The following is a 14777-nucleotide window of genomic DNA, read 5'->3' as shown; positions in this document are numbered from 1 at the left end:
CACAGCTCACCGACGCGCGGTCGTTCAGGTCGGCTCGGAGAGCGCCACCCGGATCTGGTCGATGGCCGCAGCCTCGGACGCTGCGATCCCGTCGTGCGCCCGGGCCACCCGGTCCGCAGCGGTCAACACCACCGAGCGGTACGCCTCGACGTCCGCCGGTGACTTGTCGCGCAGGATCAGCACTGCCTGCCGCAACGCCGGCAGCACCACCGACTCGATCTCCAACTGTGAGTCCCGGGGAAGCCACGGCAGCGGACCGGTGGTCAGCGCCTCCTTGACCGCCCCGCTGGCGTCGGCGAGCGCGCCGGACGCCGCGATGCTCTCCCGGATCACCCCCAGCACCCCGGGATCGGCGTTGGAGACCAGGAAGACGGCACCGAAGGCACCGGTCTTGATGGTCAACCGCTCCTCGTCCGTCAACCGCTGCTCCATGATCACGGAGTGTAGACGTACGGGGTGGTGGTGGTGACCGCGACGAGGCCGAGCCGCTGCAGGATGGGCCGGCTGTCCTCGGAACAGTCGACCTGCATCAGCGTCCGGTCCCGCTGGTCGGCCAGCCGCGCGCGGTAGGTGACCAGCGCCCGGTAGATGCCCTTGCGACGCCACTGCGGGAGGGTGGACCCACCCCAGAGGCTGGCGAAGCCGGTGTTCGCCGGGAAGCGCACCCAGCCGGCGCTCACCACCCTGTCGTCCACCTCGGCCACCACCACGGTGATCGAGTGCGGGTCGGCGTCGATCTCCTTCGCCAGCCCCCAGACCAGGTGCGAGCGGTCCTCCTGCCAGACCTCCTCCTCCATGGCGGCGATCCGCTCCAGGTCGGCGCGGGAGGTCACCTCACGCAGGCGTACCCCCTCGGGGATGACCGGCAGCGCGGCGGCCAGCGGCGCGACCGGCCCGACCACGACGGTCTCCCGGTCCTCCGCGACGAAGCCGGCGGCGCGCAGACGGTCCGCCAGGTCCGCCGGTTCGTCGTGCTCGTTGAGCTTCCACTCCGCCGACTCGCCCCGCTCACGGCACAACCGCACCTGCCGGGCGATCAACTCGTCCAGCGCGTCGCCGGTCAACCCGCCCAGATCGCGGTAGGTGATGAACCCACCGGCGTCGAGCCCGGTGATCCGGACCAGCGGCCCGTCCCGCTCCACCGTCACCCCGGCCGGAACCGGGTCGGGGATCTCCGGGCGGAGCTGGTTGTCGTAGGCGGTACGCAGCGTCAGGATGTCGAGATCAGTCACCGGCCCAGGCTAAGCGGGATGGGAAGCGGATAATCGGCTCCGTGTGGGAGGCGATCAGGCGATGGTTCGACCCGGCGGAGCTGCGCTCGGTCGGTGAACCACCGGACTACCGGTTCTCCCTGGCCAACGAACGGACGTTCCTCGCCTGGCTGCGCACCGGGCTGGCGCTGGTCGGCGGCGGGTTGGCCACCGCGCAGTTCCTGCCGCCCCTGCCGATGAGCCACCTGCGGGAGGTGATCGCGGTAGCGCTGCTGCTGCTCGGCGGCGCGGTCGCGATCCGTGCCGTGGACCACTGGGCGCGTACCGAACGGGCCATCCGGCTCGGTGAGGAGTTGCCCGCGTCCCGGTTTCCCGCCATCCTCGCCCTCGCCGTCGGTGCCGGGGCGGTGCTGCTGGTGGTCGCCGTCCTGGCACGGGCGATCGGCGGGCCGTGAGCACCGGCCGCGACCCGGGGCTGCAAGCGGAGCGGACCCGGCTGGCCTGGCGGCGCACCCTGCTCACGGTGACCGTGGTCACCGCGCTGGCGGTCCGGCTGGCGTCGGCCGGAGGCCCGGTCGGGGCACTGGTCGCCGGCGTCACCGTCCTGCTGTGGGGCGCTCTGCTGGTGCTCTGCTGGCCCCGGGGCACCGGCACCGGTCCGGCCCGCACCGGCGGCCGGACACTGCCCCTGGTCGCGCTCGGCACCGTGGGGCTCGCACTACTGGGAGTGCTGCTGGTTCTTCGCGGACTAGGGTGACGCGATCCGGTGAGTCATCATGGGTGCATGGCCCGGCTTGGCGTACTCCTCTTCCTGGTGCAGATTGTCCTCGCCGTCTGCGCGCTGATCAGTTGTCTCTCCGCCGAGGAGGGCAAGATCCGTGCCCTTCCCCGGATCGCCTGGGTGCTGATCATCCTGTTCTTCCCGCTGGTCGGCTCGATCGCCTGGTTCATCGTCGGCCGGCAGCCCAGCTCCGGCGCCAGCAAGGGCTGGCCCGGCGGCACCTCGTCCCCCGAGCGGCAGCGCCCCCGGCCGGTCGCGCCGGACGACGACCCGGAGTTCCTGCGCTCCGTGCAGGACCGGGCCAAGCAGCAGGACCAGGAGCTCTTCCGCCGCTGGGAGGAGGACCTGCGCCGACGCGAGGACGACCTGCGCCGACGCGACGGTGACCCGCCCCGCGAGGGTGACCGACCGGAGGTGTGAGCGCGCCGCCGCCGCCGCCCGGGCGGGGCGACGGCGGCGCCGGGTGCGACTCAGGCCAGGTTCGACGACCGGGGGTACGCGTCGGTCGGGTCGGTGAGCACGTTCACCAGGTACGGCACTCCAGCGTCGAACGCCCGCTTCAGGGCCGGACCCAGGTCGGCCGCCTTGGCGACCGTCTCCCCCGCGCCGCCGAGCGCGCTGACCACCGTGTCGTACCGCAGCTCCGGCTGGAGGTCGGCGGCCACGTCGTAGCCGTACATGGCCCGCATCGGGTGCTTCTCCAGCCCCCAGATGCCGTTGTTGCCGACGACGATCACCACAGGCAGCTTCTGACGGACCAGCGACTCGACATCCATCAGCGAGAAGCCGGCCGCGCCGTCGCCCATCAGCACACAGATCTGCCGGTCCGGGTGACTGACCCGGGCACCCATCGCGTAGCCCATGCCGGTGCCCAGGCAGCCGTACGGGCCCGGGTCCAACCAGGTGCCGGGCTGGGCCGGCTCCAGGTAACGCCCGGCGTACGACACGAAGTCACCGCCGTCGCCGATGGTGATCGCGTCGGGGGCCAGCACGCGCCGCAGCTCGCCGTAGATCCGGGCGGGACGGATCGGGTCGGTCTCGGCGGCCATCTCCGCGGCGTCCCGCGCCTTCGCCGCGTCCTCGGCGACCCGCAGGTCGCCGATCCAGTCGGAGTGGTCGGTCCGGTCGCCGGCGTGGTCGGCCAGCGCGGAGAGAATCAGACGCAGGTCGCCGGCGGGGGCGACGGCCGGCTGCACGTGCGTCGCCCGCTGGCTCGGCGCGTCCACGATGTGCACCACCTTGGCCTCGCCGAAGTCACCGAAGCTGAGCCGGAAGTCCAGCGGGGTGCCCACCACCACGACCACGTCGGCGCCGGAGAGCGCGGCCCGGCGGGCCTTGGCGAACGCGAGCGGGTGCTCCGGCGGGAGCGAACCCCGCCCCATGCCGTTGGTGAAGACCGGCACCTGCAGTGCCTCGGCCGCCTCGCGCAGTGCGGCGACCGCGTCGCCCGCGTACACGTCGGAGCCGGCGATGATGACCGGTCGCTGCGCCGCGGCGATGAGCATCGCGGCGCGGCCGACCTCCTCCGGGTCCGGTACGACCGGGTCGACGCCCGTCACGGCGGGCAACTCGACCTCGGCGACCGAGAAGACCGTCTCCAGAGGAAAGTCGAGGAAGGCCGGGCCGCGGTGCGGGGTGAGCGCGGCGTGCAGCGCCGCACCCACCGCGCGCGGGATGTCGTCGGTGCTGAACACCGTCTCGGCGTGCTTGGTGACCGGGGCGACCAGCGGCAGGTGGTCCATCTCCTGGAGGCTGCCGGAGCCCCAGCGGAACGCGGGCGCGCGGCCACCGAGCACCAGCACCGGCGAGGCGTTGAAGAAGGCGCTGGTCATGCCGGAGATGCCGTTGGTGACACCGGGCCCGGCGGTGAGCACGGCGAGACCGGGCCGGCGCTGCAGCTTGGCCACCGCCTCGGCGGCGAAGACCGCGGACTGCTCGTGCCTGACGTCGTAGATCGGGAAGTCGGTCTTGTGCGCGGCGTCGTAGAGCGGGAAGACGTGCCCGCCGGAGAGTGTGAACATCTCCCGTACGCCGTGCGCGCGTAGTGCCGCGAGCGCCAACTCGCCGCCGTGACCCTCGATCCGCTCCGTCATCGCCGCTCCTTCTCGTCGCTCATGACCGAAGCCACACGCTACTGGCCGGTAGGCACAATGTGAACAATTCTCGGCTCGCCGTCGGGGCCGGCGGCGCGAGCCGCCGGCCCCACCCGGTCAGCGGCCGGTGAAGTCCGGCTTGCGCTTCTCGACGAAGGCCGCCATGCCCTCACGCCGGTCGTCGGTCGCGAACAGCGCCGCGAAGAGCTGACTCTCCCAGGCCAGACCCGAGTTCAGGTCCATGTCCAGGCCGCCGTCGACCGCCAGCTTCGCCGCGCGCAGCGCCTGCACAGGACCCGTCAGGTACGGGGTGATCAGCGCGACGGCCGTGTCGTACACCTCGGCGGCCGGGGCGACCCGGTCGGCCAGACCGATCCGCAGCGCCTCCTGCGCGTCCACCATCCGGCCCGACATGATCAGGTCCTTGGCGCGGGCCGGGCCGACCAGGCGGGCCAGCCGCTGCGTGCCGCCGGCACCGGGGATGATGCCCAGCTTGATCTCCGGTTGGCCGAGCTTGGCGTCCTCGGCGACGACCCGCCAGTCGCAGGCCAACGCCAGCTCGCAGCCGCCACCGAGGGCGTACCCGGTGATCGCGGCGACCACCGGCTTGGGGATCCGGGCGATCGCACCGAGCGCGCTGGACAGATTCGCCGCACGGTCGGCCATGTCGACATAGGACATCTCGGCCATCTGCTTGATGTCCGCGCCGGCGGCGAAGACCTTCTCCCCGCCGTACACGATGACGGCGCGGACCTCAGGATCGGCGGTGGCCGCCGCGGCGGCGGCGCGCAACTCCTCCTGCACCTGGGTGTTGAGCGCGTTCATCGGCGGCCGCTCCAGCCGGATCGTGCCGATGCCGTCCTTGGTCTCCAGCCGAACGAACTCGCCCACGCTGCCCTCACTTCCTCGTCGAAGTCGCGTGCCAACCTTACGACCCGGCTCGTTTGGGTAAGTAGTGTGGTGTCAGCCCCGTGGGCGGGAGTCCAGCCATGACGACGTACTACGACGACAGGTCGGTGCAGGTCACCTCCACCACCGTCCGCGTCGACGGCCGCGCCTACGCGCTCGCCGACATCACCATGATCTGGCACCGCCGGGGCACCCGCTCGTGGCGCGTGCTCGTCGGGCGGGGCGCGATCGGTGCCGCACTCGCCGGTCCGCTGGTCGCGGCGGTGCTCGGCATCGGCGTGGCCGTCTGGCTGCACCGCTCACCGACCGTGACGATCGCGATCGTCGGCGCGTCGGTGCTGGTCGGGTTGGCCGTCGGGCCTGTCGCCGACTTCCTCTTCGAACACCTGGACCGCTCGTACTCCCGGGGCAGCCGCCAACTGGAGATCTGGGCCCGCTGGCGCGGCCAGCCGGTGCGGCTGCTGCGCACCGGCGACGCGCTGCGCTTCGGGCAGATCTACCGGGCGGTGCAGCGCGCGGTCGAGCACAGCCAACCGGGGCGCCCCGTCACCCGCCGCTAGCCATCCCTGGTTCCGTTCACGTCCCGCCCGGCCAGCCCGATCGCCGCCGGCGGGACCAGCGGCGCGACCCGCGCTCCCGCGGTCGCCTGCGTCAGCCTGGTCGCTGCGAGGGCAGCGGTATACCGGCGGACCCTTTGGAGCTGATGTCGCAGACGAATCGGTCCCCACGAGGCCCCGGAGCGGCCGTGCGGCTATCCAGCGATCGGAAGATCCGGCGCGCGCGACGAGGCGCGATGACCCAAACGATTCAGGTCCATAGGAACACCGAAGCATCACTCCAGACCCCTCGATTCGACCCCCGTCGAGCTCTCGGTGACGAGGTCGAGCGGGGACGGTCCGAGGGAGGCGAAGTTGCCGGCCGGTGGTTAGGCTTAGTGATGACCCTCTATTACCGGGACGACGCGGTGCAGGTGACCTCCGAGTCGATCCGGGCGGGTGGTCACGTGATCGCCCTGTCCGACGTGACGTTCGTGTGGCACGCGCGCGGGCAGAAGACCCTCGCCGTACGCGGCCGGGTGCTGGGTCGCGGTGTCCTCGTCCTGCTGCTCTCGCTGCCGCCGCTGATCGCCGTGGTCTGCGTGCTGTCACTGGCCTGGTCCGCGCAGGACCGGGGCAACTGGAAGCTGGCGCTGATCATCCTCGCGGCCTGCGCGGTGGGGGCCCTGGTGTCGCTGCCGTTCCTGGAAATCCCGTTGGGTTGGCTGGACCGCTCCTACGAGCGCGGCAGCCATGTGCACGAGTTGTGGGTGCAGCACCACGGTCGGGAGGACCTGCTGCTGCGCACCCCGGACGCGCTACGGTTCGGGCAGATCTACCGGGCCGTGCAGCGCGCCGTCGAACAGCAGGGGGACCATTGATGAGCAACCGCCGCGAGGCCGCCGCGCTGGCCGGGCTGCTCGCCGTGGCCGGCGTTACCCACCTGGTGCGCCCCGGTTTCTACGACCCGATCGTGCCGGGCGCGCTGCCCGGCCCGGCCCGATTCTGGACGTACGCCAGCGGGGTCGCCGAGCTGGCGGTGGCGGCGGCGGTGGCCAACCCGGCCACCCGACGGGCCGGCGGTCGGGCCGCAGCCGCCCTCTTCGTGGCCGTGCTGCCCGCCAACGTGAAGATGGCGGTGGACTGGCGGCACCGCCGCCCGACGAAGCGGGCCATCGCGTACGGCCGGGTGCCGATGCAGGTGCCGCTGATCTGGTGGGCTCTGCGCGTCGCCCGCGCCGGCCGGTAGGCCCCGGGCCGGTCAGCTCGACGGCAGGCTGGTCAGCTCAGCGGCAGGCCGGTCAGCTCAGAGGCAGGGTGGTGGCGAGCGGCCAGCCCACCAGTGCGGCGCCCAACACGGCCGGCAGCCAGCGCGGGCCGGCGTAACGGCGCAGCACTGTCGCCCAGGCTGCCTGCCAGCCGAGCAGCAGCGCGAACAGCGGCACCACCAGCACGACGAAGCCGGGTGCCAGACCAACCATCGTCGATGCGGTCAGCACGACAACGGTGACCGCGACGACCAGCAGGTGTCGCCCCGTCCGCCCGGCGGCGACCAGTTCGACGCCCAGCAGGAACAGCAGGCAGGCGCCCGCGACCAGCGGAAGCAGCCACCAGCGGGCGCCGACCGGCAGCGCCGAGGTCAGGCCCAGGTGGATCGGCAGGGCGACGGCGAGGACGGCGTACCCGGTCAACGCCAGCGTCGTGACGGCGGTTCGTGCCGTCGCCCGCCGGGACGCCGACACGGGCGTGCCGGGCGGTGGTTGCGATACGCCGAACCAGCCCGGCAGCCAGCGCTGACCCGCGACCAGCAGAACGCCGGTGAGCAGCAGGAAACCGGCGACGTGACCGCCGACCGCCAGCGGCAGACGGGCCGTCGGCAGCACCGCGGCGACGGCCGCGCCGACGACGGCCGCCAGCGCCGCCAACCCGAACAGCAACAGACCACCGAACGGCACCTGATCCCCCGACAGCGCTGGGCTGTCGGTCTGCGCCGGGGCGTCGGGTTCCCGGCCGGAGGGTGGGTCGGTCGGTCGGCGGCCGGTCGCCCGGCGCGGCAGGAGCAGGGCCGCCAGCGGGACCACGCCGATGCCGAAGGCGAACACCAGCAACGCCGCCCCGGCGAGCCGGGCGATCGGTCGCGGCCGGGTGGTGCCGTCGCCGCCGGGCAGCCAGTCGGCGATCTCCCGGTGGGTACGCGCGGCGAACAACACGGAGATGTGCTCCACGCCGGGCACCACGACCGCTGATCGCCGGCCCGTTGACGCGCCACGTCGGGCGGCGTCGTCGGCCGCCCTGCGGAAGGCGGGAAACTCCGCGCCTCCCACGATCAGCAGCAACTCCGTCGGCCGGCCCGGGGGCAGCTCGCCCGCCTCGGGCAGCGAGATCGCCACGGTCCGGGCGATCTCCGGATGGCCGGTGGCGTACCGGGTGACGGCGCCGGCGCCCATCGAGTGCCCCACCAGGACGATTCCGTCCGCGTCGACGTCCGGCCGGGAACGTAGGTAGCCGACGGCGGCGTCCAGGTCGGCGTCGAGCGTGGCGGCGGACGTGTTCGAGCCCGCGCCGGGCAGCCGAGCCGGGTTGGCACCGTGTCCGGCGAAGTCGAACAGCAGCGCGACCGCTCCGCGCCGGGCGACGGTGTCGGCGATCGGGCGCATCAGCTGGGCCGAGCCGGCGAAGCCGTGCGCGATCACCACACCGGGTCGCCGGACGCCGGGCGTCGGCGGACCGGCGCGTACCTCGGTCATCGGCACCCCGCCGACGCTGACCTGCCGGGCCGTGAGGCCGGCGTCCGCCCGGACCAGCACCAGCGTGCCCAGCCCGGCGGCGACCGCCGCCAACACGGCGAGCAGGACGGCGATGCGGGTGCGGGGTGGGCGGTGCGGCGAGGGTGCCGACATGCCGGCACCCTACCGCCGCGCGCCCCTCCCGAGCGCCCGCCGACTGAGGCCGTCGGGCGGTTGTGGTGCGGCCGACGCACACTTGATCCCATGGCGATTCCCCTCCCCACCCCGACCGCCGTGGTCGGCCTGACCCGATCCGCTCTCGACCAGGCACTCGGCTCGGCCGCCTCGTTCGCCGCCGTGCCCGCCCGCGCGTTCGCGGTGCTGGACGGGGTGGAAGCGCTGCTGGCCCGGATCAACGGCGTGGTCGACCGCATCGAGACGACCCTGGACCGGACCGATCAGGTGCTCACCGACGCCGAGGAGGCGGTCCGTGAGGTGGCCGTCATCAGCGCCGCCGCGACCACCGCCATCGACACCGCCACCGAGGTGGCCACTGCCGCCGCCGTGGTGGTCGCCGACGCCGACCGCGTCGCCCGGACCGCCGCCACGGTGGTCGCAAAGGCCGAGGGCGTGGCCGGCCGGGCCGCCGTCACCGTGGGCACCGCGACGGAGGCCGCCGCCACGGCGGCTGAGCTGCTGGCGGCGTACGAGCCGGCGCTGCGCCGGGCCGCGCCGATGGCGGCGAGGTTCGTCGAGGAGCTGAGCCACGAGGAGATCAGCGCGGCGATCCACCTGATCGATGAGCTGCCCAAACTCAAGCAACACCTGACGGCCGACATCCTGCCGATCCTGGCCACACTGGACCGGGTCGGGCCCGACCTGCACGACCTGCTCGACGTGACCCGCGACCTCAAGCTCGCCGTGGCCGGCATCCCCGGGCTGGGCATGCTGCGCCGACGCGGCGAGAAGCTCGCCGACGAGCCCGTCGGCTGAGCCCTCCCCGCGTGCGTGCGGGGATCAGCAGTCGCAGGTGATCGTCGCGGTCGGCGCGGTCAGGTCGTCGACCGGGCGCCGGGTCAACCCGGTCTCCGTCACCACCGGCAGCCCCTCGCGTACCCAGTACTCGAACCCGCCGAGCATCTCCTTGACCGGGTAGCCGAGCAGGGCGAACTCCAGCGCCGCGCGGGTCGCGCCGTTGCAGCCCGGCCCCCAGCAGTAGGTGACCACCGCCGAACCGGACGGGATCAGCTCCGCCGCGCGGGTCGCGATCTCGGCGGTGGGCAGGTGCACCGCGCCCGGCAGGTGCCCCTGCGTCCACGCGGCCACGCCCCGGGAGTCGACGACCACCAGAGCTGTCGTACGCGCAGACAGGTCGGCGCGCACGTCGCTGACGTCGGTCTCGACGCTGAGGCGGGCGCGGAAGTGGGCGACGGCGGTGGCCGGATCGGCCGGCGGAATGGCGAAGGTGAAGGTCATGCACTGATCCTCGCCAGTCCGCGTGGCCGCAGCGAGTGGCGGAGACGACGTCCTGCGCTAACATCCCGCCATGCCGATGCGGCCCACCACGACCACCGGCCCGCGCCTGCTGCCGACGCCTCGACGGCCGGCAGCCGCCCACCGCGTGGCAGTGCTCGCGTACCCGGGAATGTCGGTGTTCGAGACCGGCATCGTCACCGAGGTGTTCGGGCTGCCCCGACCCGAGTTCGACGTCGACTGGTACGACCTGGTGGTCTGCGCCGAGCGGCCGGGGCCGGTGCCGGTGGTCGGCGGGGCGAGCCTGCACACCCCCTACGGCCTGGCCGAGCTGGCGGAGGCGCGGACGGTGATCGTGCCCGGCGTGCCGGACGTGACCGGTGACCCGTCACCCGAGCTGGTGACCGCGCTGCGCCGAGCGCACCGACGCGGTGCCCGCATCATGTCGATCTGCTCGGGCGCGTTCGCGCTGGCCGGCGCCGGGCTGCTCGACGGCCGGCGGGCCACCACCCACTGGCAGTACGCCGAGCTGCTGGCGCGGCGCTACCCACTCATCGAGGTGGACCCGGACGTGCTCTACCTCGACGACGGCGACCTGCTCACCAGCGCCGGCAGCGCCGCCGGGCTGGACCTCTGCGTCCACGTGGTCCGGCGCGACCACGGCGCGGCGATCGCCAACGCGGTCGCCCGGCGGCTGGTGATCCCGCCACACCGCGACGGCGGGCAGGCCCAGTTCGTCGAGGCGCCGGTGCCCACCGACCCGGACGACGACCGGATCGCCGGCAGCATCGACTGGGCACTCGCCCATCTCGCCGAGCCGCTGAGCGTGGCGCAGCTGGCCGGGCAGGCGCACATGTCGCCCCGCACCTACCTGCGGCACTTCGCCCGGGCCACCGGGACCAGCCCGATCCGCTGGCTGATCGACCAGCGGGTCCGCGCCAGCCTCACCCTGCTGGAGGAGACGGACGCCCCGGTCGAGCAGGTCTCCCGCTCGGTGGGTTTCGACACGCCGGTCACCTACCGGCACCACTTCGGTCGGCTCATGCTGACCTCGCCGTCGGCGTACCGCAGGGCCTTCCGGACGGGCGCGGGCCGGCCGGCGTGACGCGGGTGGATCAGACCGGCGCGTACAGCTCGTCGATCTCGGCGCGTTGCGGGAGCGCCACCGACGCACCGAGCTTGCGTACGCAGGCAGCGCCGGCCGCCGACGCCCAGCGCACCGCGTCGACCAGATCACGTCCCTCGCCCCAGCCGACGGCCAGCGCGGCGGTGAACGCGTCACCGGCGGCGGTGGAGTCGACCACGTCGACGCGTACCGCCGGCACGTGCACCTCGGCGCCGTCGCGGTCGACGTACCAGGCGCCCTCGCCGCCGAGAGTGAGCACGGCCCGGGGGGCCAGGTCGAGCAGAGCCCGGGGCTCCTCCCGACCTCGGCCGGCAAGTGCCTGCGCCTCGCCCTCGTTGACGACCAGCAGGTCCACCGATGCGAGCAGTTCGGGTGGGAGGTCCCGCGCCGGGGCGGCGTTGAGGATGACCCGGGTGCCGGCGGCGCGGGCGGCCACCGCCGCGGCCGTCACGGTCTGCACCGGGATCTCCAGTTGGGCGACCAGGACGTCCGCCGCGCTCACCGTGGCCAACTCCTCCTCGGTGAGGCCGACCAGCGCGTCGTTGGCGCCGGGGGTCACCATGATGGCGTTCTCCCCCTGCGCGTTGACCATGACCAGCGCCACCCCGGAGGTGCCGTAGACCACGCGCAGCTGGCTGGTGTCCACCCCGGCGGCGGTGATGCGGGCCCGGAGGGTGACACCGAAGGCGTCCGAGCCGATCGCGCCGAGGAAGGCGCAGGACGCTCCGGCCCTGACCGCGGCGACGGCCTGGTTGGCGCCCTTACCGCCGGGCACCATCACGAAGTCGGTGCCGAGCATGGTCTCGCCCGGTCGCGGCAGCGCGGGTGCCATCGCGACCAGGTCCATGTTGGCGCTGCCCACCACGGCAACCCGGGTCTGCGGCACTGTCGTCTCCGCCCTGGCCGACGCTCAGGCGGCCCGGGCGGTGTAGCGGTCGCCCCGGCGCTCGACCACCAGCGGCAGGCCGAAGGTCTTGGAGAGGTTGTCGCCGGTCAGCGTCTCGCCGAGCAGGCCCTGGGCGACCACGCCACCCTCGCGCAGCAGCAGCGCGTGGGTGAACCCCGGCGGGATCTCCTCGACGTGGTGGGTGACCAGCACCATCGCCGGGGCGTCCGGGTCGTACGCCAGCTCGGCCAGTCGGGCGACCAGGTCCTCCCGACCACCCAGGTCGAGGCCGGCGGCCGGCTCGTCGAGCAGCAGCAGCTCCGGGTCGGGCATCAATGCACGGGCGATCTGCACCCGCTTGCGTTCACCCTCGGAGAGGGTGCCGTAACGGCGCTCGGCGAGGCCACCGACGCCGAGTTGGCTGAGCAGGGCCAGCGCCCGCGCCACGTCCCCGCGCTCGTAGCTCTCGCGCCAGCGGCCGACCACGGACCAGGCGGCGGTCACCACCACGTCGCTGACCTGCTCGTCGGCGGGCAGTCGCTCGGCCAGCGCGGCGGTGGTCAGGCCGATGCGGGTGCGCAGCTCGTTGACGTCGGTGCGGCCGATCCGCTCGCCGAGCACGTGCGCCACACCGGTGGTGGGGTGCAGCCGGCCGGCGGCGAGGTTGAGCAGTGTGGTCTTGCCGGCGCCGTTGGAGCCGAGCACGACCCAACGCTCGTCCAGCTCGACCCGCCAGGTCAGGTCCTGGAGGAGGGCGGTGCCAGAGCGGCGTACACCGACGCCGTCGAGGCTGACCACCAGATCCGGGTCCACAGGAGCGGCGGCAGGCGCGGCGCCGGCAGCGCCGGGGATCAGGTCAGTCACCGCTCCATCCAACCACGCAGCGTCGGGGCGCCCCCCATGGGCGGCGCCTCGGCAATAGGGTGAAGCGCCGTGTCGTTGATCACCAAGTCCGGAGGACGGTCCATGCCCCGTCGAGGTACGGAGCCGCGCGGATGAGCGCGGTCATCGAGATCGAGGGTCTGCGCAAGACCTTCCACAGCATGCGCAACGGCCGGCGGGTGGCGGTGGACGGGTTCGACCTGCTGGTGGAGGCGGGCCAGGTTCACGGCTTCCTCGGCCCCAACGGTTCCGGCAAGACCACCACCCTGCGTGCCCTGCTCGGGCTGGTACGCGCCGACAGCGGCCGGATGAGCGTGCTGGGCGAGCCGTCGCCGGAGCTGCTGCCCCGGGTGGCGGGCCAGGTGGGTGCCATCGTGGAGAGCCCGCAGTTCTTCGGCAACTTCACCGGGTACCGCACCCTGCGGTTGTTGGCCCGCGCCGGCGGCGTACCGGTCTCGCGGGTGGACGAGGCGCTGGAGCTGGTGGGCCTGCGCGATCGGGGTGACGAGCGGGTGAAGGGCTACTCGCTGGGCATGAAGCAGCGTCTCGCGGTGGCGTCCGCGCTGCTGAAGGACCCGCGGTTGCTGATCCTGGACGAGCCGGCGAACGGGTTGGACCCGGCGGGCATCCGGGAGATGCGGGACCTGATGCGGTCGCTGGCGGCGAGCGGGGTGACAGTGCTGGTGTCCAGCCACATCCTGGGTGAGATCCAGCTGATCTGCGACCACGTCACGATCATTTCGCAGGGACGTCGGGTGGCGACCGGCCGGGTGGACGAGGTGCTGGCGGGCTACGACCGGCACGAGTTCCTGGTGCGGGTGGCCGACCCGGAGCGCGCGACTGAGCTGCTGCACGCGGCCCAGCTGACGGCGGTCGTCGATGGTGAGGCACTGGTGGTGAGTGGGACGAGCGACCCGACGGTGATCAGCCGGGTGCTCGGCGAGCAGGGGCTGTGGGTCGGCGAGCTGACGCCGCTGCGGCCGGATCTGGAGAGCGTCTTCCTTGAGCTGACGGGTGCGCACCCGTCGGTGCCCCGCCAGGTCGACGACTCGGCGCTGCCGTACGCCGGTCAGGGCGATGCGGTGATCGATCTCGATCGGGGAGTGGACGCGTGAACCTGGTTCGTGCCGAATTGGAGCGACTGGCCGCCCGTCGCTTCGTGCAACTCATGGTCGTCCTGCTGGCGTTTGCGTTCGCGGTGACGGCGGCTACCACCCTCGCGGGTTCCCACAAGCCGAGTGCGAGTGAGCTGAACTCGGCGCGCGCGCAGGCCACCGAGGCCCGGCAGAGCATGGAGACCGCGTACCAGGAGTGCCTGGCCCGCCAGGGCGGCTCGCTGCCGACGGAGGACAGCGGGTTGTACCTCCCCGCCGACTGCTCGGAGATCGACCCGATCCGGCAGTCCCGGCTGCCGATCGCCGCCGACTTCCTGCCGGGGGTGTTCAGCTTCGCCCAGCAGGCGCGGCCGCTGGTCTTCTTCCTCATCGCGTTCCTGGTGCTGTTCGGGTTCCTGGTCGGTGCCTCCTACATCGGTGCTGACCTGAACTCCGGCGGTGTGGTGAACCTGCTGCTCTGGCGGCCACGCCGGTTGACGGTGCTCGGGGCCAAGTTGGGCACCCTGCTCGGCACGGTGCTGGTCCTGGCCCTGTTGGCGTCGGTGGCCTACCTCGCCACGTTCTGGGTGATCGGGCAGACCGCCGGGCTGCCCAGCCAGTTGAGCGGTGAGTTCTGGCGCGAGCTCGGTGCGCTGCACGGACGTGGTCTGGTGCTGGTGCTGCTGACCACCGCGGCGGGCTTCGCGATCGCCACGCTGGGTCGGCACACCTCGGCGGCTCTCGGCGCGCTCGCCGCGTATGTGGTGGTCTGGGAGTTGGGCGCCCGGCTGGTCCTGGAGATCATCGACGCCCCGCAGTCGGACCTGTTCATGCTCTCCAGCTACATCGGCGCGTGGCTGAACGGCGAGGCGCGTTTCTACGACCCACGGATCTGCACGGGCAACAGCGTTGGCACCTGCGAGGGGTTCTACACCCTGACCTGGTTGCCGTCGCTGTTGGTGCTGCTCGCCATCACCGGCGGAGTGACCGCGGCGGCGTTCGCCGTGTTCCGCCGACGCGACCTGATCTGAGGTTTCGCCGGGTCGCCCGTCCACTCGCG

The 14777-nt window shown here is 73.0% G+C and carries 18 protein-coding genes; 10 read left to right on the top strand and 8 right to left on the bottom strand.

Going from position 1 to position 14777, the window contains the following annotated elements; translation table 11 throughout:
* Positions 1 to 24 precede the first annotated feature (24 nt).
* On the bottom strand, positions 25 to 432 hold the full coding sequence (locus GA0070619_RS02285; protein ID WP_088951504.1) for a hypothetical protein: 408 nt from the start codon (positions 430 to 432) through the stop codon (positions 25 to 27).
* 2 nt (positions 433 to 434) lie between these two features.
* Positions 435 to 1232, bottom strand: coding sequence for a GNAT family N-acetyltransferase (locus GA0070619_RS02280; protein WP_088946517.1), 798 nt, complete (start codon positions 1230 to 1232; stop codon positions 435 to 437).
* Between the two features lie 41 nt (positions 1233 to 1273).
* Between GA0070619_RS02280 and GA0070619_RS02275 the strand changes: the two genes are divergently transcribed.
* From GA0070619_RS02275 to GA0070619_RS02265, 3 genes are read left to right on the top strand one after another with little or no spacing between them, the layout of a single operon-like run.
* On the top strand, positions 1274 to 1666 hold the full coding sequence (locus GA0070619_RS02275; RefSeq protein WP_088946516.1) for a YidH family protein: 393 nt from the start codon (positions 1274 to 1276) through the stop codon (positions 1664 to 1666).
* Complete coding sequence (locus tag GA0070619_RS02270; RefSeq protein WP_088946515.1) at positions 1663 to 1968, top strand: DUF202 domain-containing protein; 306 nt, start codon at positions 1663 to 1665, stop codon at positions 1966 to 1968. Before GA0070619_RS02275 ends, GA0070619_RS02270 begins: the two co-directional genes overlap by 4 nt.
* Positions 1969 to 1995: 27 nt before the next feature.
* A complete protein-coding gene (locus GA0070619_RS02265; protein ID WP_088946514.1) occupies positions 1996 to 2412 on the top strand; it encodes a PLD nuclease N-terminal domain-containing protein in 417 nt (138 codons plus the stop codon).
* 50 nt (positions 2413 to 2462) lie between these two features.
* Here the strand turns inward: GA0070619_RS02265 and GA0070619_RS02260 are convergent, their stop codons facing one another.
* Complete coding sequence (locus tag GA0070619_RS02260) at positions 2463 to 4085, bottom strand: acetolactate synthase (protein WP_088946513.1); 1623 nt, start codon at positions 4083 to 4085, stop codon at positions 2463 to 2465.
* A 117-nt stretch (positions 4086 to 4202) separates the two neighbouring features.
* The gene (locus GA0070619_RS02255) at positions 4203 to 4976 is read right to left on the bottom strand and encodes an enoyl-CoA hydratase/isomerase family protein (protein ID WP_088946512.1); all 774 of its coding nucleotides are present in this window, start codon (positions 4974 to 4976) and stop codon (positions 4203 to 4205) included.
* A gap of 98 nt (positions 4977 to 5074) precedes the next feature.
* On the opposite strand from GA0070619_RS02255, the gene GA0070619_RS02250 reads away from it, so the two are divergent.
* The 3 genes from GA0070619_RS02250 to GA0070619_RS02240 all read left to right on the top strand — a co-directional run bounded on the left by GA0070619_RS02250 (position 5075) and on the right by GA0070619_RS02240 (position 6779).
* Complete coding sequence (locus tag GA0070619_RS02250; protein ID WP_088946511.1) at positions 5075 to 5554, top strand: DUF6232 family protein; 480 nt, start codon at positions 5075 to 5077, stop codon at positions 5552 to 5554.
* A 377-nt stretch (positions 5555 to 5931) separates the two neighbouring features.
* Positions 5932 to 6411, top strand: coding sequence for a DUF6232 family protein (locus GA0070619_RS02245; protein WP_088946510.1), 480 nt, complete (start codon positions 5932 to 5934; stop codon positions 6409 to 6411).
* Positions 6411 to 6779, top strand: coding sequence for a DoxX family protein (locus GA0070619_RS02240; protein WP_088946509.1), 369 nt, complete (start codon positions 6411 to 6413; stop codon positions 6777 to 6779). The genes GA0070619_RS02245 and GA0070619_RS02240 overlap by 1 nt, the downstream gene beginning before the upstream one ends.
* A gap of 52 nt (positions 6780 to 6831) precedes the next feature.
* Here the strand turns inward: GA0070619_RS02240 and GA0070619_RS02235 are convergent, their stop codons facing one another.
* Complete coding sequence (locus tag GA0070619_RS02235) at positions 6832 to 8430, bottom strand: dienelactone hydrolase family protein (RefSeq protein ID WP_088946508.1); 1599 nt, start codon at positions 8428 to 8430, stop codon at positions 6832 to 6834.
* Between the two features lie 90 nt (positions 8431 to 8520).
* On the opposite strand from GA0070619_RS02235, the gene GA0070619_RS02230 reads away from it, so the two are divergent.
* A complete protein-coding gene (locus tag GA0070619_RS02230; RefSeq protein WP_088946507.1) occupies positions 8521 to 9249 on the top strand; it encodes a hypothetical protein in 729 nt (242 codons plus the stop codon).
* Between the two features lie 24 nt (positions 9250 to 9273).
* Here GA0070619_RS02230 and GA0070619_RS02225 read toward each other — a convergent pair whose 3' ends face one another.
* Positions 9274 to 9732, bottom strand: a complete 459-nt coding sequence (locus GA0070619_RS02225; protein WP_088946506.1) for a rhodanese-like domain-containing protein — start codon at positions 9730 to 9732, stop codon at positions 9274 to 9276.
* Between the two features lie 76 nt (positions 9733 to 9808).
* On the opposite strand from GA0070619_RS02225, the gene ftrA reads away from it, so the two are divergent.
* Positions 9809 to 10834 carry a transcriptional regulator FtrA gene (ftrA, locus tag GA0070619_RS02220; RefSeq protein WP_088951503.1) on the top strand — a complete coding sequence of 342 codons (1026 nt, stop codon included), beginning with the start codon at positions 9809 to 9811 and terminating at the stop codon, positions 10832 to 10834.
* A gap of 10 nt (positions 10835 to 10844) precedes the next feature.
* On the opposite strand, the gene GA0070619_RS02215 is transcribed toward ftrA, so the two are convergent.
* Together GA0070619_RS02215 and GA0070619_RS02210 are read right to left on the bottom strand one after the other, a co-directional pair.
* Positions 10845 to 11741, bottom strand: coding sequence for a ribokinase (locus GA0070619_RS02215; RefSeq protein ID WP_088946505.1), 897 nt, complete (start codon positions 11739 to 11741; stop codon positions 10845 to 10847).
* A 24-nt stretch (positions 11742 to 11765) separates the two neighbouring features.
* Positions 11766 to 12617 carry an ABC transporter ATP-binding protein gene (locus GA0070619_RS02210; RefSeq protein WP_088946504.1) on the bottom strand — a complete coding sequence of 284 codons (852 nt, stop codon included), beginning with the start codon at positions 12615 to 12617 and terminating at the stop codon, positions 11766 to 11768.
* Between the two features lie 119 nt (positions 12618 to 12736).
* Between GA0070619_RS02210 and GA0070619_RS02205 the strand changes: the two genes are divergently transcribed.
* Both GA0070619_RS02205 and GA0070619_RS02200 read left to right on the top strand, forming a co-directional pair.
* A complete protein-coding gene (locus tag GA0070619_RS02205) occupies positions 12737 to 13738 on the top strand; it encodes an ABC transporter ATP-binding protein (RefSeq protein WP_088946503.1) in 1002 nt (333 codons plus the stop codon).
* Entirely contained in the window at positions 13735 to 14748 is a 1014-nt protein-coding gene (locus tag GA0070619_RS02200; RefSeq protein WP_088946502.1) for an ABC transporter permease subunit, read from the top strand. The genes GA0070619_RS02205 and GA0070619_RS02200 overlap by 4 nt, the downstream gene beginning before the upstream one ends.
* Positions 14749 to 14777: the final 29 nt, after the last annotated feature.

The organism is Micromonospora zamorensis (assembly GCF_900090275.1).
Classification (GTDB): domain Bacteria; phylum Actinomycetota; class Actinomycetes; order Mycobacteriales; family Micromonosporaceae; genus Micromonospora; species Micromonospora zamorensis.
The sequence above is the reverse complement of the archived record's forward strand: the minus strand, read 5'-3'. Positions and strand labels throughout refer to the sequence as shown.